This window comes from Pseudomonas azotoformans (assembly GCF_900103345.1).
Taxonomy (GTDB): Bacteria; Pseudomonadota; Gammaproteobacteria; order Pseudomonadales; family Pseudomonadaceae; genus Aquipseudomonas; species Aquipseudomonas azotoformans.
In genome coordinates this window covers 5,499,011-5,518,640 of record NZ_LT629702.1, presented here as the reverse complement: position 1 = coordinate 5,518,640, position 19,630 = coordinate 5,499,011, and the positions used below count along the sequence as shown (strand labels likewise).

The window sequence follows — 19,630 nt, the reverse complement described above, 5'->3', positions numbered from 1 at the left end:
AGCGCGTGATGACCGGACCGATATTGTTGCTTGTCTGCCTGCTGTTGATCGGCCTGTCGTTCTGGCAGTTTCAGCATGGCCTGCGCAAAGCCCGGACGGACCGCGTGCTGGAGCGACTCGGCGATGGCCAGCCCGAAACCCAGGAACCGAACACAACGTGGAACGGCCTTGAGCGCATGTTCCAACGCGCCGGGCTGGGCAAACCCACCGACCGCCTGGGCCTGTGGCTGAGCGCCTGGGTGATCGGCGCACTGCTCGGCTGGCTGCTCGCCGACGGGCTGGGTCTGATCACGATGATCGTGGCACCGCCCCTGGTACTGCGCGTCTACATCAGTTGGCGCTATCAACGGCGCGTGCAGCGCATGGTCGAGCAACTGCCGCAGTTGCTCGACCACAGCGTACGCAGCCTCAAGTCCGGCAGAACCCTGGCGGACGCCGTACTGGGCGGTGTCGAGGGCATCGAAAACCCACTCAAGGACGCCATGGCTCGCGTGCAGCGCAACGTGCGCATGGGGGTCAGCCTGCCGGACTCGGTGAGCGACTTCGCCGAGTTCTACGAGCAGGACGAATTCCGCCTGTTCGCCCTCGGCCTGAAGGTCAACCACCGCTACGGCGGCAACGCCAGTGAACTGCTGGAAAACCTGATCAAGATGATCCGCGAGCGCGAACAAGGCGCGAGGCAACTCAAGGCCATGACCGGTGAAACGCGCATGACCGCCTATGTGCTGGGCGGGCTGCCCATCCTGATCGTGGCGTACTTCCTGATGGTCAACCCTGACTACCTGATGACCATGTGGAACGACGACACCGGGCGCACCCTGCTCTTCGTCGCACTGGCGATGGACGTGACCGGCACCCTGGCCATGTGGCGCATGTTGAGGAGTGTTTGAGATGGCACTGCTGGCCTTCGCCTTGTTGTTGCTCGCCGCCGCAGTCCTGGTGGGTGGCCAGTTGCTCGAAAACCGGCGGCGCGACCGCAGGGTCGCGGAGCGCTTGCAGGGGCGGATGGGCACTGATGACAAACTCGCCACGCTCATCCGCCAACTGGGCGGCAGCAGCCTGGCACAGCGTTCGGTCAGCCTGGACAACGAGACCCAGACCCTGCTCCACCGCGTAGGTTGGCGCAAGGCCAGCCAGCGTTCGCTGTTCGCCGCCTTCCAGGTCGGTACACCGATTGTGCTGCTGGGTCTCACCTTGCTTGGCCAGCAGATACTGTTCCCACACGCGGACCCCGCATGGATTGCGCCGATGTTTGCCCTGGGTATCGGCTACCTGCTGCCCAAGCGCGTGCTCGCCGCTGCCGCCAAACATCGACAACAGACCATCGCCAAAGAAATTTCAACCTTCATTCCACTGCTGCGCATCCTGTTCGAATCGGGTATGGCGGTTGAACAGTCGCTGCGGGTATTGGGCAACGAAGCCCAACGCCTGCTTCCCGCGCTGACCCATGAATTGCGCCTGATCCTGGCGCGAGTCGATTCCGGGCTGGAGCTGGGCGAAGAACTGGGCAAGACCGTGCGCCTGCTGGAGGTGGACGAGTTCACCGACACCTGCATCATCCTTCAGCAATTGATCCAGCAGGGCGGCGGCGCGATGAAGTCCTTGCTGGCCCTCAAGCAACTGCTCGACGACCGGCGGCTGACCCGTTTGCAGGAATACATCTCGAAGATGTCGGCAAAAATGTCGGTGGTGATGATGGTGTTTCTGTTCCCCGCTTTGCTGATCGTGCTCGGCGGCCCGGCCTTTATCGGCATCGCCCGCGCGTTGAGTCACTTTTAAGGAGACCGCTATGAAAGCACTGATTGCCGGCCTGACGCTGCTGATGCTCGGCGGCTGCGCCACCAACGGCCAATCACCCTGGGCGACGCTGACCTCACCGGGCAGTTGCACCAAGCCGAGTTCGGACCAGGAATTGGCGCTCAACCTGTCCGATGACCTGGCAAGCGAAGGCAAGCTGCACGCCAGCCTGGCCAACCTGCAAAACCTGCCCGAGTCCCTGCCCCAGGTGCGCCAGCGCAAGGCCCGCACTTACCGCCTGCTCGGGCGCAGCGAAGCCGAGCCGTTGTACCGCAGCCTGCTCGGCACCTGCATGACGGCCGACGGCGAGCACGGCCTGGGGCAATTGGCGGTCGCCAGGGGCGACAACGGACAGGCCATGGCCCACCTGCAACGGGCAGCGCAGCTAGCACCCACAGACGAAAAAATCCGCAATGACCTGGGCGTGGTGTACCTCAACCAACTGCGTGTGGAAGACGCCCGTTTTGAATTCATGACCGCCATCGAACTCAAGCAAGGCGACCCGTTGGCCGCCGTCAACCTGGTTACGCTGTTGATCTACCAGAACGACTGGGGCCAAGCGGCCAAGGTGGTCAGCCAGTTGGGCCTGAGCCGCGAGCAGTTCACCGAAGCCCAGGCCCGTGCGGAGAAACTCAAGGCCACCGGCGTCGCCACACGCAAAGTCGCAGCGGTCAGTGAGACCCGGCCGGTGACCCTCAAGTAAGGAGAGTGAGATGAAAGCACATTACTTCATCGGGCTGGCGCTGCTACCGTTCAGCGTACTGGCCATCGAACCGGGCCCGTCTTCCCCGTACCAGGCGCAGACGGAAAACTGGATGGCACTGCAGGTCGATGGGCGCGCGGCTTCAGCCACGCCACAACGGACCACGCCCGCTGAGCGGGAGCAGGCCTTGCAACGTTGGCTGGACAGTAACAAGCACCCGATTCCGGAGTTCTTTGAGTCGCAATCCGGCGGGTCTTCCAAGGGCGGGAAGAGTCAGTAACCGTCAGTGCGCCGTCACCCGTTGCCGCAGCGCCGAGTTACTCGGCGACAAGGCCAGTGCCAGTTGGGTGCGGTTATGCATATGGGTGAGGCGCAACACCTGGGACACGTAGAGCTTGACTGTGTTCTCGGTGATCCCCAGTTCACAGGCGATCTGGTAGTTGGTCAGGCCCTTGCCCACCAGGCGCGCAACATCGAGCTGACGCGGCGACAGCTGATTGAAGATGGTCGGGATTTCGATCGGCCCTGCATCCTCGACGACAAGCTCGCCATCATCGGCCAAGCCAGCGCCAGGGCTGCGCCGCACTTTGTCGAGGTCCTGGTACAAATCGTTGATGGATTCAGAGAGGTATTGCAGCTTCTGGTTCAGGTGCCCCAGGTGCAGCTCTTTTTGCCGCTCCTCCAGCGCCGCTTCCTGGCGTTGCAGGCCTTCGAGCAACTCATCGAGGTTGATCGGCTTCTGGTAGTAATCCGAGATCCCTGCGCGCAGGGCCTTGATCACATCCTGCTTGTCGGCACGCCCGGTGAGCATGATTGCCTCGAACGCACGCTGCTTGCCCGCGACCTTCTGCATGGCCTGCACCAGTTCGATGCCATCCATGTCCGGCATATGCAGATCGCACAGCACCAGGCCAATTTCGGCGTCTTCGCTGAAGCGCTGCAAGGCGTGTCGGCTGGACTCACAGGGGACGCAGCGGTAACCGCTGCCTTCAAGAAATTCGCAGAGTTCTTCCACGATCAACGGTTGATCGTCGACCACGAGCACTTTTACCGCCGAGGTAAGCTTGTTCACGCGCTACTCCATGCCTGGCAAGCCAAAGGGCGACCCATCCATTTGGATAAAAATAACTTCCGGATACTACATAAACGTAGACGTACTTTCCGACTATGTACATAGAAGTAGAGCGGTTGTACGACTAATGGATCCAAAACCAGTACAGCACAAATCCTGTCAAAACAAAGGGGGCAAATGGCTGTTTGGTTGACACCTGCGCATCTGCCCTCCACCGACGCGCCCTAAGCCTTTGACTCACAAGCACCCAGCACGCCTGAAAGAGCGCCGCACCGATCAACGACCACAGCAGGTAGTCCAGTGTACTGGCCAGGGCCAGCGCAGCCAGCAGCTTCACATCCCCCGCGCCAAAGCGGCCCAACGCATAGCCGGGCAAGGTCAGCAACAGGGCCAGGGCAAAGGCCCAGCCGCCTTCGCTCGCGGGTGCTCCCAGCCAGGTCCTGCCCGTCCACAACAAAAAGATCAGCGCCAACAGCGCCGCCCCCAAGGTCAAGCCATTGCCGATCTGCCGCTGACGCATATCCTGCAACGTACACAGTCCCAGCCAGAGCAGAATCACCACGCCATGGATCACGTAAAAAACATCCCTTTTCCCTGAATGATTCTATGCTGATATCAAGTAGTAGCCGTCAGGGTAGACGCAGTCATGAAAACAGGCCTCCCTAGAAAGCAAAAAGGTGCGGCGGCGATTGAGTTCGCCCTGGTCTTCGCGATCTTTTTTGCCGTGTTCTACGGGTTGATCAGCTATAGCCTGCCGTTGCTGTTGATGCAGTCGTTCAACCAGGCGGCGGCGGAGGCCGTGCGCCAGGCCCTGTCGGTGGACCCGATAGCTGCCGGTACCGCTTACGGCACGCAGGTGACCGACCGCGCCAAAAACACCGTGATCACCCAGTTGAGCTGGATCCCTTCCAGCTTCCAGTTCTCCCCCAGTTACATCAGCAGCACCTACAACGGCACCACGTTGACCGTGGCGATCAACTACCCCACTACCAACCTCTATTCCGTGTTCCCGGCACTGGTGCTGCCGGGGATCGGCACCGTCCCGAACCTGCCGGCCAACCTGTCCGCCAGTTCGAGTCTGCAGTTTTGACGTCGGGGGACAAACTCTTCGGGCGCCTGCTCGGTCGTGCCAGCGCGCCGCCCCTCGACATGCCGGGTGTGCCCATGCCTGGCCTGCACGTGCAATTGGATGCTCAAGGCCACGTGCTCAGCATCCGCGGCACCCTGCGCTCACAGCTGACGCCCCACGCCATCGGCGAACGTCGACCGCCACTGCGTGAACTGCTGTGCGCCGACAGTGCCCTGGATATCGAAGGCAGCCCTGCCGACTGGCAACACCAGAGCCTGGACCTGGACTTCCAGAGCACAACCGGCCAGGTGCTGCACACCCGCGGCTGGATCGAACCCGACGGTGATGACTGGAGCCTGCGCCTGCAGGACATTGGCGATTTGCTCGCCGGCCGACAACTGGCCCAGCACCGCGAACAGAACCATCAACTCGCCTGCCAGATGAGCGAGCAATTGAGAGTGTGCAGCCTGACCCGCCTGCCCGAGGTGTTCAACGAGCACCTGCGCAGCCTGGCCCAGCGCTGGCACATCCCCTGCGTTGCCCTGGCCTTGCTCGATGGCGAAGACCACGGCTGGCGGATCTACAGCCAGTACGCCGCCCACGACGCCCCCGCCTTGTGGCAGGCTGGCCAACATTTGGGGATCAGCCTGGACAGCGTCAATGGCAACGCACCGTTGAGCCTGGCTCAGGAGCGCAGCGATAACCCGCGCCTGCACAGTATCTTCGGCGATGCCGACGGTTTCCTGGTGCCCTACCGCGACAGCCAGGGCGTGGCCGCCTGGTTGCTCTGTGGCCAGTACAACGGCCAGCCGCACACCCGCGACCGCGACTGGCTGAACCTCACCGCCGCCCTCGCCGCGCCGCTGCTGAGCCGGCTGCGCGAGCAGCGCTTCCACCAGCAGCTCGACCGCATGGAGGCTTTGCAGGGCCTGCTCGGCACCGGCTGGTGGGAGCTGCTGCCGGCCACCCAGGAAATCCAGCTGGCCCCGCAGTTGCTCAACAGCCTCAGCCAGGAAGATGGTCCTACCCGCCAACCCTTGAGCCAGTGGCTGGAACTGATCCACCCGGCCGATCGCCAGGCCCTCGACAGTCGCCTGCACGACCTGCAAGCCCTTGGCAAACCGCTGCTGGCCAGCGTGCGCCTGCAACGCACCGACGCCGAGCACAACCCGCTCTGGTATCGCGTGCAGGGCCAAGTGCTGGGCGTGGGCGACAACCGTCGCTGGATCGGTTTCATGCTCGACATCAGCGACATCAAGAACCAGCAACTGCAAGCCGCTGCCGCCCACGCGCGCCTGGACAACCTGATCGCCAGCTCACCGGCCGTGATCTATGTGCAGCGCTATGTCGACGGCGCCCTGCATCCGGCCTTTTTCAGCGACAGCCTGCTACCGTTGCTGGGCTGGACCCTGGCGGACTGCAACCACGACAGCCTGGCGTCCTTGATCCACCCCGAAGACCGCGAGCGGTACTTCGAACGCAGCCGCCAGTTGCTGCGCAAAGGTAACGTACGCAGCCGCTACCGCCTGCGCGACAAACAGGGCCATTACCATTGGCTACTGGATGAAGCCAAGCTGCTGCGTGACGATCTCGGCCTGCCGGTGGAGGCCGTCGGCCTGTGGCTGGACGTCACCGAGGCGACCCTGGCTGCCGAGCAGATTAAACAGAGCGAAGAGCGCTACCGCATCCTGGTCGAAGACTCCCCGGCGATGATCTGCCGCTATCGCCCCGACCTGACCCTGACCTTCGGCAATACACCGCTGGCCAACTACCTGGAATGCCTGCCCGCACAATTGCCCGGGCTGAACCTGGGGCACTGGCTGTCGGACGAACAACGCCAGGCCTTTGTGCAACGCATCGAACAGTTGACCCCGGAATTCCCGGTCAGCACCGCCGAAATCAGCCTGGAATTGCCTGGACGCGAACACGCCTGGTGGGTCTGGTCGGACCGTGGCGTGTTCGATGAGCAAGGCGCGCTGGTGGAGGTGCAGGCGGTGGGCCGCGACAACACCGAAGTACGCCGTTCCCAGCAGCAACTGACGCAAAGCGCCAAGATGGCCACCCTGGGTGAAATGGCCACCGGCCTGGCCCATGAAATCAACCAGCCGCTGAACGTGATGCGCATGGCCATCGTCAATGTGCTCAAGCGCCTGGGCAACGGCGATGCGCAGATCGACTACCTCACCGAAAAGCTCCAGCGCATCGACACCCAGGTGCAGCGCGCCGCGCGGGTGGTGGACCATATGCGTGTGTTCGGCCGCCGCTCGGAAATCGAGCAACAGCCCTTCGACCCGTCGCAGGCGGTGGAAGGCACGCTGTCGCTGCTCGGCGAAGGCCTGCGCGGCAAGGGTGTAGAGGTGCGCATCACCCCGGCGGACTTCAAGGTCCAGGTCAAAGGCTATGTCGACCAGCTTGAGCAGGTGCTGATCAACCTGATGGTCAATGCCCGTGATGCGCTGTTGAGCAAACGGGAAAAACACCCTGAATTTCGTCCCTGGATCGCGGTGCATTGCGAGCAGGACAGCCGCCATGTGCGGATCTGGGTAGAAGACAACGGCGGCGGGATTGACCCACGACTGCTGGAGCGGATTTTCGAACCGTTCTTCACCACCAAGCCGATTGGCGTGGGCACGGGGTTGGGGTTGTCGGTGAGCTACGGGATCGTGGAAAACATGGGTGGACGCCTGAGCGTCACCAATGGCGAGCACGGCGCGAAGTTTTGTGTGGAGCTGCCGATCAGCTAGATCACCAGGTAGGCGCGCCCCATGTGGCAACTGAGGTTGGCGCCGACTTCGGCGTTGCCAAGGCTGATGCCCAGGGCGGAGAGCAACGTGTTGACGATAGGGTCGAGGATCGGCGCCAGGACGTTCTGGACGAGGGTGACCACTGAACTGACGATGGTCGCCAGGGCACTTGTCACAGTGCCGTTCGCCGCACCGGGCGTGCTGCCGCTGGGCGGTACGTAAGTGACCTGCAGACCGTTCAAGGTCTGCCCCAGGCTGTAAATGATGTCGGCCGTGCCCGGCGGGCTTTTGTAAGTCGGCGGTGTATTCATTTCGGCCACGGGGAGAAACACCATCGAGTTGGTTTGCGCGGCCACGGTCGACAGCGCTTTCAAATTCAACCCGCCGCCTACCCCAGCGGTGCGCGGGCCGCATATCAGTGTCAGCACAATGCAATACCGCTCGCCAAAGTCGATCAACCTGACCGGTTGCACGTTGACGGGCGCCGAAGAAGAGAATGCGGCAACCGGGTCAACGTAACCCACACCCAAGGTGGCCAGTGAGGTGGTGGCCTGCACCGTCAACGATTTTGTGGCAGGCGTGGCACAGTTGTAGTCCGTGACATAGCTTTGTGCACTGGCAGCCTCGATGTAAATCGACAGCGTTTGAGTAATATCGACATCCGTGACGTTACACGCCACCAGGCACAAGACGCCGCCGACCACGGCCGGAATGTTCAAATTCAATAGCCCACCGACCACCTTCGACACCGGCGTCGCCAACCCGCTCAGTATTGATGTCACCCCAGAAACCACCTTGATGATCGGCGCATCGATGGTGACCAGGGTGCGCACTTGCGCAGTTCTCACGAAAATCTGATCGGTCTGCGGGTTCTTCAACAACCCGGCCTTGGCCTTCGCCGGGTTACCAATCGCCGACATCTGTGGCGGCTCGATGACTTTGGTCTGGATCGAGACGTTGCCGACCAATGGAATATTCAATTGAGCGGCCGCACTCACCGCGCTTTTGCTATTGGACAGTTGCGCCACAGTCTCCAGCAGTTGAAACAACTGCACACTGGTATTCAAGGCAGCAGCCGGTGTGCCGGTAGCGACCTTCAACAGATCTCCAACCTTCAACAGCTGGGTATTCGGGGCGATGGCTTTTAATGTAATCACGTCGTTGATCACCGCCGTGGCGACCGCGCCGTTTTTTTGCAGGACCTTCACCGCCGCATCGATCAACTGGCTGGCGGATACCGCAGTGCTCAGCAACGCGTCGTAGTCCCCCGCCTTGACGTTCAATTGAATCGCCAACTGGTCCAGGTAACTGAGCAGATTGACGTTCGTCGTCAGCAAGCCGTTCCAGCCCGCAGCGGTCAAGGACAGGCTGCCGCCCAGCAGATTGCCGATAACCATGTTCAATAGCGGAGAGTTGCCGGAGTTCACTGAGGCCAGGCTGCTGCGAATCGTCAGTTGCGCAACCGGCGGTGCATACGCAGCCACAGCAGTGGCACTCAGTATCGTCTGGGTGGAAATCGGCGCGCCGCTGAACATGTTCCAGATCCCACTGACAATGCTGGTTATCACGCTGCGCGTGGCGACCACGCGGACGGCATCGTTTTTGGTGGCATCGGCCGCAAACACGCGGACATTGCTGGCGTTGGTCGTCAAGGTGCCGCAGGTCACCACCAGGCCACGGCTGTTGTCGCCGGCGACCACGGTGAAGCCGTTGCGTGTGGCGTTCTGCACGGCGTAGTCATTGGCAGTGGTGGTGGGTGTGCACAGGCCGCCACGGCTGGCGGCTTCCAGCGCAGCGCTGTCGGCGACGGACTGCAGTTTGCGCTTTTCCAGGTAGAGGCGGCCGCTGTCTACCGCCAGCAGCAGGAACACCATGGCCATCGCCAGGGTAGCCGCCGCCATCAGGCCAATTGCACCACGCTGCCTGCAACCAAGTCGGGGAGACATCAGGCACTCCTTAGCGCTTACTCTCCGTAGATGGTTTTGAGTGTAGACAAGGGCTGGCCCGTTGCCATAAATCGGTTTGAGGGTTTGAGGGGCTGCTTCGCAGCCCGGCGCGGGGCAAGCCCGCTCACCACAGCAAGCCTGCTCGCCACAGCGAGCCTGCGCCTACAGAGGTTAGTGAGGGGGGTAGCTGGAGAGGACGCGGGTGACGGTGGTGCGGATGGCTTTGTCGCGATCCTGTGGGTTGGGCGAGGTGGCCATCATCTGTTCGTCGCTGCCGCGCCAGACCAGTTTGCCGTCCTTGCCATCGAGCAGGTCGATCTGGATGGTCGCCACTTTGTAGGTGATGTTGCGCGTTTCGTTGTACATCGGCGCGCCCCAATAGCCATTCCACGGGCCGCCCCAGGCGCCGCCGTAGTTGGTGGTGACCTGTTGCTGGCGGTCTTCGACGATCAGGTAGGCCTGCACGTTCAGGTCAGCCCTGGTGCCCGGCGCCGCAGGGCGCAGGCCGCGCTGGTCGAGTTGTTCTCCTACAGCCTGGCGGATGCGCTGTTCGGTGAGGTCGCTCTTGATGCGCGGGTCATCGGGGCGGTATTGCAGGGCCGGGTCTTTCCAGGCCCAGCTGCGGTAGGCGCCGAAATCCCGGCTGGCGTCAAAATCGTGGTTGACCTGGCTAGTCTGGCAACCGCCAAGCAGCACAACAAAAGCGAGCGTAGCGATACGACGAAACATGGTTGTTCTCCAAAGAGCGGCCCGCACTAAAGATGAGAATAGCGGTTAACTGGGAGGATACGCCGTCATTGCCTTTTGCACCGCCTGGCGCAAGGCATCTCCCCGCTCACTGAGGCTTCCCTGGCTGCCGGTCTCTGCGCTGGCACTCCACACCGGCTGGCCGGTGCGGGCATCGAACAGGTTGACGCTCACCACCACGACCTGCACTTCATAGGTGCGCACGATCGGCACCGAGTTGTACATGCCATACCCATTGCCATAGCGGTTGTAACCACCATAACCGTAGCCATAGTCATCCTGGACTTGCTTGAGACGCTTCTCCAGGCGCACGTCGGCGCTGACGAAAAGGTCCGCCGGGCGGTTGTCATGCAAGGGGCGCAGGCCGCGCTGGTCGAGGGCGCCGCTGACCGCTTCGGCGATCTGCGCCGAATCGGCCCAGGCGGTGCCCGCGGGAAGCTGACCGTTGCGCCAGGCCCAATTGCGGTAGGCGCCGTAATCGCGCACTGGCGCCGGGTAGGCACTGGCATCAAAGGTGTGGGCGGCCTGGGGCGGCGCCGGTGGGATCGGCGCCGACGCGGCGACATAAGGGTTGGGGCTTGAACAGGCGCCCAACCCCAGGGACAACAGGATCAAACAGAGACGACGCATTTCGACCTCCGCAGACTGGGCCGCTTAAACCGGACGGCAGATCCAGTGCAAATAACGCCCAAGTCCGGCAAAGCTTGGGTGACGACGGTGAGCGAGTTCCATCTCTACAAGATCCTGCAAATCCGCACGGGCCTGGAATTCCACCGGCATATAGTCGTGGAACACCCGCACGCCACTTTGGCTTTCGACCTGCCAAAGGCCTTCGAGTTGCGCCGCCAATTCACGCGGATCAAGCGGTTGTTGCGGCGTGAGACTCTGCTTTTCGCCGGCCATGTCATTCTTGCGCATTTTGCGGAAATGGCCTTTGAGCAGGTTGCGATAGATCAGCGCATCACGGTTGTAGAACGCCAGGGACAACCACCCACCCGGCGCCGTGAGCTGGTGCAGCACCGGCAGGATTGCATGGGGTTCAGCGAGCCATTCCAGCACCGCGTGGCACAGCACCAGGTCGTAGGGTTCGGTGAGCTGGCCGAGCAGGTCTTGCCAGGGCGCATGGATAAACGTCGCGGTCTGCCCCGCCTCGGCGAAACGTTGGCGGGCGCCTTCGAGCATCGGTTCGGCCGGTTCGGCCAGGGTCACCTGGTGGCCTTGTTCGGCCAGCCACAGCGACATATGGCCCAGGCCCGCGCCAATATCCAGCACACGCAGCGGACGCTTTGGCAGGGCTTCGGTAAGGTCGGCCTGGAGCACGGCCAGGCGGATCGCGCCTTTGGCACCGCCGTAGATTTTCTCGGCGAAGCGCGTGGCCAACTGGTCGAAATGACGGTCACTCATGGGCAAACCGCCGTTCGCTGTCGGCCAGTTTGGCGCGCACCACTTCGTTCATGTCCAGGCCCAGCTCACTGCACAGCAACAGCAGGTACAGCACGATATCGCCGACTTCCTGCCCGGCATGGGCGAGTTTGTCGGCCGGCAGCTGGCGCGACTGGTCTTCGGTCAACCATTGGAAGATCTCCACCAGCTCGGCCATTTCCACGCTGGCGGCCATGGCCAGGTTTTTCGGGCTGTGGAACTGCTTCCAGTGGTTGGTATCGCGGATGCGGTGCAGGCGTTCGGTGAGGTGTTCGAGGTTCATGCGGCAGGCTCCTGAAGGTGGATAGCTTCGGGGGGAATGGCCTTGAAGGCAAGTGAACCTTCAGACCGCCATCGGGGGCAAGCCCCCTCCCACCTTTGATAGGTGAACACATCCCAGTATGGGAGGGGGCTTGCCCCCGATAGCGATCTAATCAACGACGCTGAACTCGACACGCGCCGTCTGCCCAGCTTCGTCAAGGACACTGAGTTGATAGCGCCCCAGTTGTTCGAAACTGGCGTTGATAAAGTCCTGGTTGGCGCTGTCCCCCAACGGCGCGCCATTGAGGAACCACCAGCGCCGGCCACTACCGCCCAACGCGGAAAGTTTCAGGCGCAGCGCCTGTTGGCTGGCAGCGGGCAGGCGCAGTTGGTCACCTTCACGTACGCCAACGATGGATAAAGGTGACGACGCGGCCAGCGCCGGTGGCGGGCAATCAGGGTCGGCCGCGGGAATGCGCGCTTCGCGGCGTTCGACCCTGGGCAGCCAAGGCTCCAGGGGCGCGGGCCACAGGGCGATGCTCCTGGGCTCGGCGCCGGGGCAATGGGCGTCCACCCGCAAGCCCTTGGCATTGACCCACACGCTTTCCATCAAACCCACGCTCAACGGTTGGTCCAACGCCTGCAAAGTGGGTGGTGTGGTGTTGTCCAGGGTCCAGGCAAAGCGCTGGCGGCGGCAGTTGGGATCGCTGCGGCTCATCGGCTGGCCCAATGGCCAACAGATCGCCGCTACGCCGACATTCGCCGGCACCGGTTTGACCGGCGCGCTGATACCGCGCTGGCTGTCACGGTTGGTCAGTACGTCGTGCACCTGCAACATCAACGGTGCGGCGGAGGCCAGGCCGAACTGGCCCGGCACCGGCGTGCCGTCCGGGCGGCCGATCCACACGCCGATCAAGTAACGCGGCCCCACACCGATCGCCCAGGCATCGCGAAAGCCGTAGCTGGTGCCGGTTTTCCAGGCCAATACAGGACGCTGCACCAATTCGGCACGCGGGTCGCGGTCCGGCCGTGCCTGGCCGCTGAGGATACGTCGCACAATCCAGGCGGCCCCTGGCGACAGGAGTGGCCGTTCCCTGAGCGTATCGTCCGGCTGCAAGCGAAGGGTGGCGCTTTTGCCATCTCGGGCGAAGGCGCTGTAGCCACTCACCAGGTCTTCCAGGCGGCTGCCCGCACCGCCCAGGATCAGCGCCAGGTTCGGCTCGGCCAGCGCCGGCAATGCCAACGGCACGCCGCCGATGCGCATTTCGGCGGCGAAGCGCTTCGGCCCGTAGGCTTCCAGCAACTGCACGGCTGGGAGGTTGAGCGAGCTGGACAGCGCCGTACTCGCCGGCACTGCACCGGTAAAGCCCATGGAGAAGTTGCCCGGCCGGTAATCGCCATACCGCCGGGGCACATCCTGCAGCAGGGATTCGGAGTGGATCAGCCCCTCATCCAGCGCCATCCCATAAAGGAAGGGCTTCAAGGTGGAGCCCGGCGAACGCAGGGCGCTGATCATGTCCACATGGCCAAAGCGCTTGGCGTCGTTGATATCCACAGAACCGAGGTAGGCCCGCACGGCCATGGTTTCCTCTTCCACCACCAGGATCGCGGCGGAGGTATGCTCCGGCAAACGTGCGCGCCAGCCCAACAGCAGGTCTTCAAGGCGACGTTGCAGGGTCGCGTCCAGGGTGGTGCGGATCAGCGGCGGGCTGTCCGGCCGGTTCAGGCGCCGTGCGAGCAAGGGCGCCAGGCTCGGTTCCAGGCGTGGGGCGAGCAAGAGCGGCTCTTCCAGGGCCTCATCGACGGCAGCTTGCGGCCACACCTGGAATTCGGCGAGGCGGCGCAGCACTTTGTCACGGGCGTCCTGCGCGCGTTGGGGGTGGCGGTCCGGGCGCAAGCGGCTGGGCGCCTGGGGCAGCACGGCGAGCAAGGCGGCTTCGGCGTGGGTCAGCTGTGACGGCGACTTGCCCAAGTACGCCCAACTGGCGGCAGCCACGCCCTGCAACGTACCGCCAAACGGGGCGCGGTTCAGGTAGAGGTTGAGGATTTCTTCCTTGGACAGGTGCCATTCCAGCTGCGCGGTGCGCCACAACTGACGCAATTTGCCGTGAAAGGTGCGCGAATGCGGGTCCAGCAAGCGCGCCACCTGCATCGACAAGGTGCTGCCGCCCGACACCACCCGCGCACCGGTCAGGTTCTGCCATGTCGCCCGCACCAGCGCCAGCGGGTTCACTCCGGGGTGCTGGTAGAACCAACGGTCCTCATAGGTGAGCAGCGCATCCAGGTAATACGGCGACACCTCGCGGGTCTGCACGGGGTAGCGCCACACACCGTCGGCATCGGCAAACCGCCACAAGGGCGTGCCATCCTCAGCCAGCACCACCCGCGCCAAGTCATCCTTGGGCAGCGGCAACGGCCAGATGCGGTCAGCCAGCCACAGCAGGGCGATCACCAACAAGAGGATGGCCAGGGTCCAGCGGGCAACTAAACGCAAACTCAAACGGGCAAACCTCTATGCTGGTAGGGAACTAGCCTGTCGCAATAACAACCAAAGGCACAGATACGCCCACCTTCTCATCAGGACACACACATGCAGGTAGAAAGCTTTTTCGAATGGTTGGGCCAGGCGCTCGGTTCGATCATCCGCTTTATCGTCGACGGACTCAGCGGCCTGTTCGGTGCGCTGACCCACGCCGGTGGCAACTTCATCGATGGCCTGTCCCGCACCTTGGGCATGGACACCTCGATCATCAGCATCATCACCCTGATTGTCGGCCTGATGCTGCTGTACTCGGCGGTGCGCGCCTTCATGCGGGCGTCGATCATCATGGGCATCATCTGGCTGCTGCTGGGCCTGTGGCTTCTGAGCTGGGTCGTCCACTGACCCCAAAACACCGCAAATCATCTGTGGGAGGGGGCAAGCCCCCTCCCACATTGAGGTCCCCTTTCAAATTGAGCTATCAGCGCCCCTTGATCACCAGATCCGCCGGCGTCTCCCCCACCGCCTGCCAGTTCGGCCGGTACATCGACTCCACCTGCGGCGGCGGCACGCGATAAGTGCCCGGCGTCACGGCACGCGCCAGGTACAGCAGGTGCGTGGTGCCGGAACCTTCCAGGTTGATCGCCGCCACATAGCGGTCATCACGGAACTCCTGGTGCTTGAGCGAGGCGTTCTGCATCGACTCCCGCCACTCCTTCACCTGGCTGCTGGCGTTTTCCAGGCTGGCGGCGCTTTGCGCCAGGTTCTGGTTTTCCAGTTCCAGGCCGGCCGGCAGCAGGTCCACCACCAGGGCATCCGGTAAACGTTGCTTGGCGCTGACCGCCAGATGCACCAGTACCAGCTCACCGCTGTTGAGGTTGCGCAGGTTCAGTGGCTGGCCGTTCATGCCCAGGTATTCGCGGCGGATGCTCAGGTTGTCGCCACCGGCTGCCGGTGGCACCTGTGGATAACCCGAGATCGTCAGTTGCTGGTACACCGGTGCGTCGCCCTGATTGCTCAAGGTCAGATCGCTGGACAGCAGCTTGCCCTCCAGTTCCAGCGTCGAGTGTTGGTTGCTCAATGCCTGCACGCCGCCACTGCCGGTCAGCGACACCTGCCAGTTCGCCTCTGGCTTGGCAAACCCGAGGCGCCCGGCCAGGAACAGCGAGTTGCGCTCCTGGGTCGACAGGTACGGGCTGGCCGCCAACTGATCCGACAGGGTAAACAAGCGCTCCTCACGCTTGCCATTGGCCAGGTCGTTCTCTTCCAACAGGGCCAGGATCATTGCCTGGTCCCGCAGCGGGCTGCCGTAGTCGGCCAGCCACTCGTTGGCGTTACGCTGCGCCGCCAGCCCAGCGAGCAAGGCCTGGTCCGCACGCGGCTGGTCGCCCATGTTCTGCAGCGCGATAGCCAACTGCACCAGCGGCAAACCGGAGCGCGCATCGCTGCGTCGTTCGAAAATACTGCGCAGCGCCCCCAATGGCGCCTGCTGACTGCGCGCCAGCACCATGCCAGCGTAGGCCTGTACGGCGAAGCGCGTGTGGTCGGCGTTATCGCTGTAGTCGACGTCGATCAGGTTGCGTTCCTGCACATAACGCAGCAGGCGCTCGCTGGCCTTCTTCAAGGCTTGCGGCGGTACGGCAAAGCCCTGGTCGCGGGCACGCAGCAGGAAGTCGGTGACGTAGGCCGTCAGCCAGTATTCTTCTTCGCCGTCGGCGCCCCACAGGCCAAAGCTGCCGTTGTAGCGCTGCATACCCAGCAGGCGTTCGATGCCCAGCTCGATCTTGCGTTTACGTTCGCTGTCCGACTCGCCCTTGATCGACAGGCGCTTGAGCAGCGCATCGTCGGCATACAGCGACGGGTACAGGCCGCTCGCGGTCTGTTCCAGGCAACCATAGGGGTAGGCCTTGAGTGCGCTGATCTGTGCACCCAGGTTCAGCGGCGGCCGGCTCGACAGGCTCAACAGCGCCTGGCGCCCTGATGAGTCGAACTGATCCAGCGTGCCCGCCGGCAGGCTCCACGGCTGATCCTTGAGCACCGCGCGGTAATGCTTGAGCAGTGCCGGGTACGCGGGGCGCACGCCCAACGTCCACTCACGGGTGAACGGCGGCAGGTTTTCACCCGGCAGGTCCAGCCCGTTCACGGTGACCTTGACCTTGCCCTGGCCCAAACCGCCCCAGGCTTTCACCGGGATGCGCAGGGTGGTGCGCTGGCCTTGTTTCAACTCGACGGTCTGCGCGCCAGCGTTGAGCAACTCCAACTGCCCTTCGGCGCTCAGTTGCACATCCAGCTTCTGCGCCTGGCCCGACAGGTTGGACAGGTCCAGCGCCAACGTGGTCTGGTCACCACCGGCCAGGAAGCGCGGCGCCGACAGCTCGGCAATCAACGGCGCGGCGATCACCGTCTTGGCTTCGGCCATGCCATAGCGGTCGTCGGTCCAGGCCTGGGCCATCAGGCGCAGTTCGCCGTTGAAGTCAGGGATGTTGACGCTGACTTCGCCCTCGCCCTGCTCATTCAGGGTCACCGGCGCGCTTTGCAGGGCGACGATGGTCACGCTGGTATCCGGGCGCTTGCCACCCTTGGCCAACGCCGCGTCGCCGCCGAATGCCAGGCTGGCCAAACGCCCCTGCCCGGCTTCGATCAACTGGCCGTAGATATCGAACTGGTCCACCCCATAAGCCTTGCGGCCGAACAGGCTGGAGTACGGGTCCGGCGTCGGGTATTCGGTAATGTTCAAGATGCCCACGTCCACCGCTGCCACCAGCACATGCACCTGTTTCGGCACACTGCCATCGGCATTTTTGGCGGTGACTTTCACCGTCAGCGGCTGTTTGGGGCGCATTTTTTCCGGCGCGGTGAGGGTCACGCCGAGTTTGCGCTGGGTGCGATCCAGCGGCAGGTGCAGCAGGCCCACGGCACGCTTGGGTGTGATGTTGGCTTTGCGCTCGCCCGGGCGAATCACCAGGGCACTGACGTACAGGTCATGGCGCGACCATTTCGGGTCGAGTTTCACGGCGAAGCTTTTGCCCTCGGCCGGCACATCGATTTCCTGCCACCACAGCGGCCCTTCGGCGGACTCCACCAGCAAATAGCCTTTACCGGCAGCGGGTGGAGTAACGGTGATGTTGGCGGTATCGCCGTCGCCATACGCCGGTTTGTCCAGCGCCAGCTTGACCTGGTCGGGGCGTACGGCGCCGCCTTCGGTGTTGTCCTGGGCCTGGTAGCCGGCCCAGAAGCGCAGGCTGCTGACCAGGCCGGTCTGCGGGTCTTCCACCTCGACGCGGTACGGGCCCCACTCCACCTGGAAGCTGACCTTGGCCGTGTCGCCGGCCTTGATGCTCAGGGTCTGTTCGTCGAGGTTGAGGAATTTCTCGTTGAAGTGGTAGCTCCAGCCATCGCTCTCGGAGTAGTTCCAGTAGTAATCACGGCGCTCGCGCACCAGGCGCACCTTGAGGTTTGGCGCGGCGAGCTTCTGCCCGTCCTGGTTGGCCAGCAGCACTTCGAATTCCGCCGGGCCATCGCCATTGGTTTCCTTGCCGTCAAACAACCCGCGCAGGCCCGGCAATTGTCCGGCCGGCCAGATCGGTTGCACCAGGCGCCGGGTAATCGGTCGCCCGCCCGACTCGTGCAGGCTGGCCTGCACGATCAGTTGCAGCGGCGACTTGGCCTCGGCCCATTTGCTTTCCAGGGTCAACGCTTCCTGGCCCTTGGCGTCGAGCACGCTTTCGTCCAGTTCGAAATCCTGGCTCAGTTCTTCTTCGGTGACGGAGCCGAACTGATAGCCCGGCAGCGACTTGACCGCTTCGCGCAACGGCCGCACGTAAATCTGCCCGCTGACGCGGTTGCCCGATGCCGGCGCGCCATACAGGTAACGGCCATTGACCTGAATCACCGGGTTATCCGCCGGGCTCAGTGCGGTATCGCTGCCCTTGAGTTCCAGCGCCAGGCGCTCGGGCAGGAAGTCTTCGACCAGGAACTCATACAGTTGCGGCTTGCCGTCCCCCAGGTCGAACACCAGCTGCCAGCGCCCGGTTGGCGCTTCGCCGGCCAATTGCAGTTGATATTGATAGAGGCCGGAGGCGTCGGCATCCCACACGAATTTGCGGCTCACCTGTTCATCCGGGCGACGTACTTCGACGCTCACCGGCTGCGGCTTGACGGCATTGCCATCCTTGTCCCGTAGCAGGGCGTTGAGCAGCACGGTTTCACCGGGGCGGTACAGGTCACGCGGGCCGAACACGAAGAACTGCAAGGGATGGGACGGCTGGCCGCCGATGTCGAACTCGGCCAGGTCCAATGCGGCGCTGTCCAGACGCAGCATGCTGGTCTGTTCACCCAGCTTGGCCAGCAACACCTGGGCCTTTTTCGGCAACGGCAACTCGGCGTGGCCGCCCTTCTCGGTCTTGCCTTGGCCGACCACACGACCCTCGGCGTCGAGCACCTCGAGGTCGACGCCGTCCAGCGCCTTGCCACCTTCCAGCGCTTGGGTGAACACATCCAGGCGATTGGCGTAGCGGTGCACCGACAGGCCGATATCACTCAAGGTGAACAGCGTGGCCGGTTGGGAATAGTTGTAGGTGCCCGAGGCGCGCATTACCGCCAGGTACACACCCGGCTGCTGCAACTGCTTGAGGCCGGCGATCGGCAGCAACAGGGTTTCGCGGGTGTTGCGCGCCGGGTTCAGGTCGAAGCGACCGCCGTAGACCAGGTCGGCCAGCGGCAGCAGTTCGCGGGATTCATAACTCTGCAAGCTCGTGTTGCGCCCCCACTGCGCGAGGAAGGTCGGCAAGGATTCGGGCTTGATGCGGAAGAATTCGACGTCGATCTTGTCGACGTTCAGCGCGATCACCGGCAGGCCTTCGGCCAAACGCGTCGGCAGCAAAGTGCCACGGCTGGCGAAGCCGACGGTGGCTTGCAGGTCGCGGGTTTCCAGGCGGGCGCTGTACTCGGCGGCGAGTGTATTGCCGTTGACTGCCTTCACCCCGGCATCGACGGTGAGCACCAATTTGCGCTGCGGCTCCAGGTGGCGCAGGCGCAGTTCCATCAGGTTATCGGAGATTTCCCAGGCACCGTCGACCTTGCCGGACTTGCTGTCCACCAAGTGGAGTTTGTCGGCGAATTTCTGATCGGGGTCCAGTGGAATGGAAAAGCTCACGGACAGGGTGCTGGCTCCATCGAGCTGCACTTCGGACACGTCCACCACACTCAACTCACGCCCAGCGTAGCGCTGCTTCAGCGCCGCCACGTCCACCGCCGCCTTGGCCGGCTGGGGTGCAACCGTCGCCGCTGCTGGAGCGGTCGGGGCAGCCGGTTTATCGGAAGAATCGCAGGCGCTCAGCAGGGCCAGCGCACAGGCCAGGAACAATCCTTTGTTAAACATGGGGCACTCG

16 protein-coding genes are annotated in these 19,630 nt (G+C 63.2%); 7 read left to right on the top strand and 9 right to left on the bottom strand.

Annotation, left to right across the window (positions count from 1 at the left end; translation table 11 throughout):
* Nucleotides 1–8: 8 nt before the first annotated feature.
* From BLR69_RS24905 to BLR69_RS24890, 4 genes are read left to right on the top strand one after another with little or no spacing between them, the layout of a single operon-like run.
* Nucleotides 9–890 carry a type II secretion system F family protein gene (locus BLR69_RS24905; RefSeq protein ID WP_071493026.1) on the top strand — a complete coding sequence of 294 codons (882 nt, stop codon included), beginning with the start codon at nucleotides 9–11 and terminating at the stop codon, nucleotides 888–890.
* A gap of 1 nt (nucleotide 891) precedes the next feature.
* Nucleotides 892–1,779 carry a type II secretion system F family protein gene (locus tag BLR69_RS24900; RefSeq protein WP_071493025.1) on the top strand — a complete coding sequence of 296 codons (888 nt, stop codon included), beginning with the start codon at nucleotides 892–894 and terminating at the stop codon, nucleotides 1,777–1,779.
* Between the two features lie 10 nt (nucleotides 1,780–1,789).
* Nucleotides 1,790–2,500, top strand: coding sequence for a tetratricopeptide repeat protein (locus BLR69_RS24895; RefSeq protein ID WP_071493024.1), 711 nt, complete (start codon nucleotides 1,790–1,792; stop codon nucleotides 2,498–2,500).
* Between the two features lie 10 nt (nucleotides 2,501–2,510).
* Nucleotides 2,511–2,780: a DUF3613 domain-containing protein gene (locus BLR69_RS24890; protein WP_071493023.1), complete on the top strand. Its 270-nt coding sequence runs from the start codon at nucleotides 2,511–2,513 to the stop codon at nucleotides 2,778–2,780.
* A gap of 3 nt (nucleotides 2,781–2,783) precedes the next feature.
* Here the strand turns inward: BLR69_RS24890 and BLR69_RS24885 are convergent, their stop codons facing one another.
* Together BLR69_RS24885 and BLR69_RS24880 are read right to left on the bottom strand one after the other, a co-directional pair.
* Complete coding sequence (locus BLR69_RS24885) at nucleotides 2,784–3,572, bottom strand: response regulator transcription factor (protein WP_071493022.1); 789 nt, start codon at nucleotides 3,570–3,572, stop codon at nucleotides 2,784–2,786.
* A 124-nt stretch (nucleotides 3,573–3,696) separates the two neighbouring features.
* Complete coding sequence (locus tag BLR69_RS24880; protein WP_071493021.1) at nucleotides 3,697–4,146, bottom strand: prepilin peptidase; 450 nt, start codon at nucleotides 4,144–4,146, stop codon at nucleotides 3,697–3,699.
* A gap of 72 nt (nucleotides 4,147–4,218) precedes the next feature.
* On the opposite strand from BLR69_RS24880, the gene BLR69_RS24875 reads away from it, so the two are divergent.
* A complete protein-coding gene (locus BLR69_RS24875; RefSeq protein WP_071493020.1) occupies nucleotides 4,219–4,662 on the top strand; it encodes a TadE/TadG family type IV pilus assembly protein in 444 nt (147 codons plus the stop codon).
* On the top strand, nucleotides 4,659–7,385 hold the full coding sequence (locus tag BLR69_RS24870) for a PAS domain-containing sensor histidine kinase (protein WP_071493019.1): 2,727 nt from the start codon (nucleotides 4,659–4,661) through the stop codon (nucleotides 7,383–7,385). The genes BLR69_RS24875 and BLR69_RS24870 overlap by 4 nt, the downstream gene beginning before the upstream one ends.
* On the opposite strand, the gene BLR69_RS24865 is transcribed toward BLR69_RS24870, so the two are convergent.
* From BLR69_RS24865 to pbpC, 6 genes are all read right to left on the bottom strand, one after another.
* Complete coding sequence (locus BLR69_RS24865; RefSeq protein WP_071493018.1) at nucleotides 7,382–9,331, bottom strand: pilus assembly protein TadG-related protein; 1,950 nt, start codon at nucleotides 9,329–9,331, stop codon at nucleotides 7,382–7,384. The genes BLR69_RS24870 and BLR69_RS24865 overlap by 4 nt on opposite strands.
* Nucleotides 9,332–9,502: 171 nt before the next feature.
* A complete protein-coding gene (locus BLR69_RS24860; protein ID WP_071493017.1) occupies nucleotides 9,503–10,060 on the bottom strand; it encodes a DUF4136 domain-containing protein in 558 nt (185 codons plus the stop codon).
* A 45-nt stretch (nucleotides 10,061–10,105) separates the two neighbouring features.
* Complete coding sequence (locus BLR69_RS24855) at nucleotides 10,106–10,708, bottom strand: DUF4136 domain-containing protein (RefSeq protein ID WP_071493016.1); 603 nt, start codon at nucleotides 10,706–10,708, stop codon at nucleotides 10,106–10,108.
* Nucleotides 10,709–10,732: 24 nt separating this feature from the next.
* A complete protein-coding gene (locus tag BLR69_RS24850; RefSeq protein WP_058423593.1) occupies nucleotides 10,733–11,482 on the bottom strand; it encodes a methyltransferase domain-containing protein in 750 nt (249 codons plus the stop codon).
* Nucleotides 11,475–11,783 (bottom strand): MazG-like family protein, encoded by a 309-nt coding sequence (locus BLR69_RS24845; protein WP_071493015.1) that lies wholly within the window; start codon nucleotides 11,781–11,783, stop codon nucleotides 11,475–11,477. The genes BLR69_RS24850 and BLR69_RS24845 overlap by 8 nt, the downstream gene beginning before the upstream one ends.
* Before the next feature lie 147 nt (nucleotides 11,784–11,930).
* Complete coding sequence (gene pbpC, locus BLR69_RS24840; RefSeq protein ID WP_071493014.1) at nucleotides 11,931–14,261, bottom strand: peptidoglycan glycosyltransferase PbpC; 2,331 nt, start codon at nucleotides 14,259–14,261, stop codon at nucleotides 11,931–11,933.
* 90 nt (nucleotides 14,262–14,351) lie between these two features.
* Here pbpC and BLR69_RS24835 point away from each other — a divergent pair, with 90 nt between their 5' ends.
* Nucleotides 14,352–14,645, top strand: coding sequence for a hypothetical protein (locus tag BLR69_RS24835; RefSeq protein WP_071493013.1), 294 nt, complete (start codon nucleotides 14,352–14,354; stop codon nucleotides 14,643–14,645).
* A 76-nt stretch (nucleotides 14,646–14,721) separates the two neighbouring features.
* Here BLR69_RS24835 and BLR69_RS24830 read toward each other — a convergent pair whose 3' ends face one another.
* Nucleotides 14,722–19,620, bottom strand: a complete 4,899-nt coding sequence (locus BLR69_RS24830) for an alpha-2-macroglobulin family protein (protein WP_071493012.1) — start codon at nucleotides 19,618–19,620, stop codon at nucleotides 14,722–14,724.
* Between the last annotated feature and the right edge of the window lie 10 nt (nucleotides 19,621–19,630).

Excerpts from the sequence above, each read along its gene's own strand:
- BLR69_RS24905 (WP_071493026.1), top strand. The coding sequence starts at position 9 with ATGACCGGACCGATATTGTTGCTTGTCTGCCTGCTGTTGATCGGCCTG.
- BLR69_RS24895 (WP_071493024.1), top strand. The coding sequence starts at position 1,790 with ATGAAAGCACTGATTGCCGGCCTGACGCTGCTGATGCTCGGCGGCTGC.
- BLR69_RS24830 (WP_071493012.1), bottom strand. The coding sequence starts at position 19,620 with ATGTTTAACAAAGGATTGTTCCTGGCCTGTGCGCTGGCCCTGCTGAGC.
- BLR69_RS24845 (WP_071493015.1), bottom strand. The coding sequence starts at position 11,783 with ATGAACCTCGAACACCTCACCGAACGCCTGCACCGCATCCGCGATACC.
- BLR69_RS24875 (WP_071493020.1), top strand. The coding sequence starts at position 4,219 with ATGAAAACAGGCCTCCCTAGAAAGCAAAAAGGTGCGGCGGCGATTGAG.
- BLR69_RS24850 (WP_058423593.1), bottom strand. The coding sequence starts at position 11,482 with ATGAGTGACCGTCATTTCGACCAGTTGGCCACGCGCTTCGCCGAGAAA.
- BLR69_RS24855 (WP_071493016.1), bottom strand. The coding sequence starts at position 10,708 with ATGCGTCGTCTCTGTTTGATCCTGTTGTCCCTGGGGTTGGGCGCCTGT.
- BLR69_RS24860 (WP_071493017.1), bottom strand. The coding sequence starts at position 10,060 with ATGTTTCGTCGTATCGCTACGCTCGCTTTTGTTGTGCTGCTTGGCGGT.
- BLR69_RS24900 (WP_071493025.1), top strand. The coding sequence starts at position 892 with ATGGCACTGCTGGCCTTCGCCTTGTTGTTGCTCGCCGCCGCAGTCCTG.
- BLR69_RS24835 (WP_071493013.1), top strand. The coding sequence starts at position 14,352 with ATGCAGGTAGAAAGCTTTTTCGAATGGTTGGGCCAGGCGCTCGGTTCG.
- BLR69_RS24890 (WP_071493023.1), top strand. The coding sequence starts at position 2,511 with ATGAAAGCACATTACTTCATCGGGCTGGCGCTGCTACCGTTCAGCGTA.
- BLR69_RS24865 (WP_071493018.1), bottom strand. The coding sequence starts at position 9,331 with ATGTCTCCCCGACTTGGTTGCAGGCAGCGTGGTGCAATTGGCCTGATG.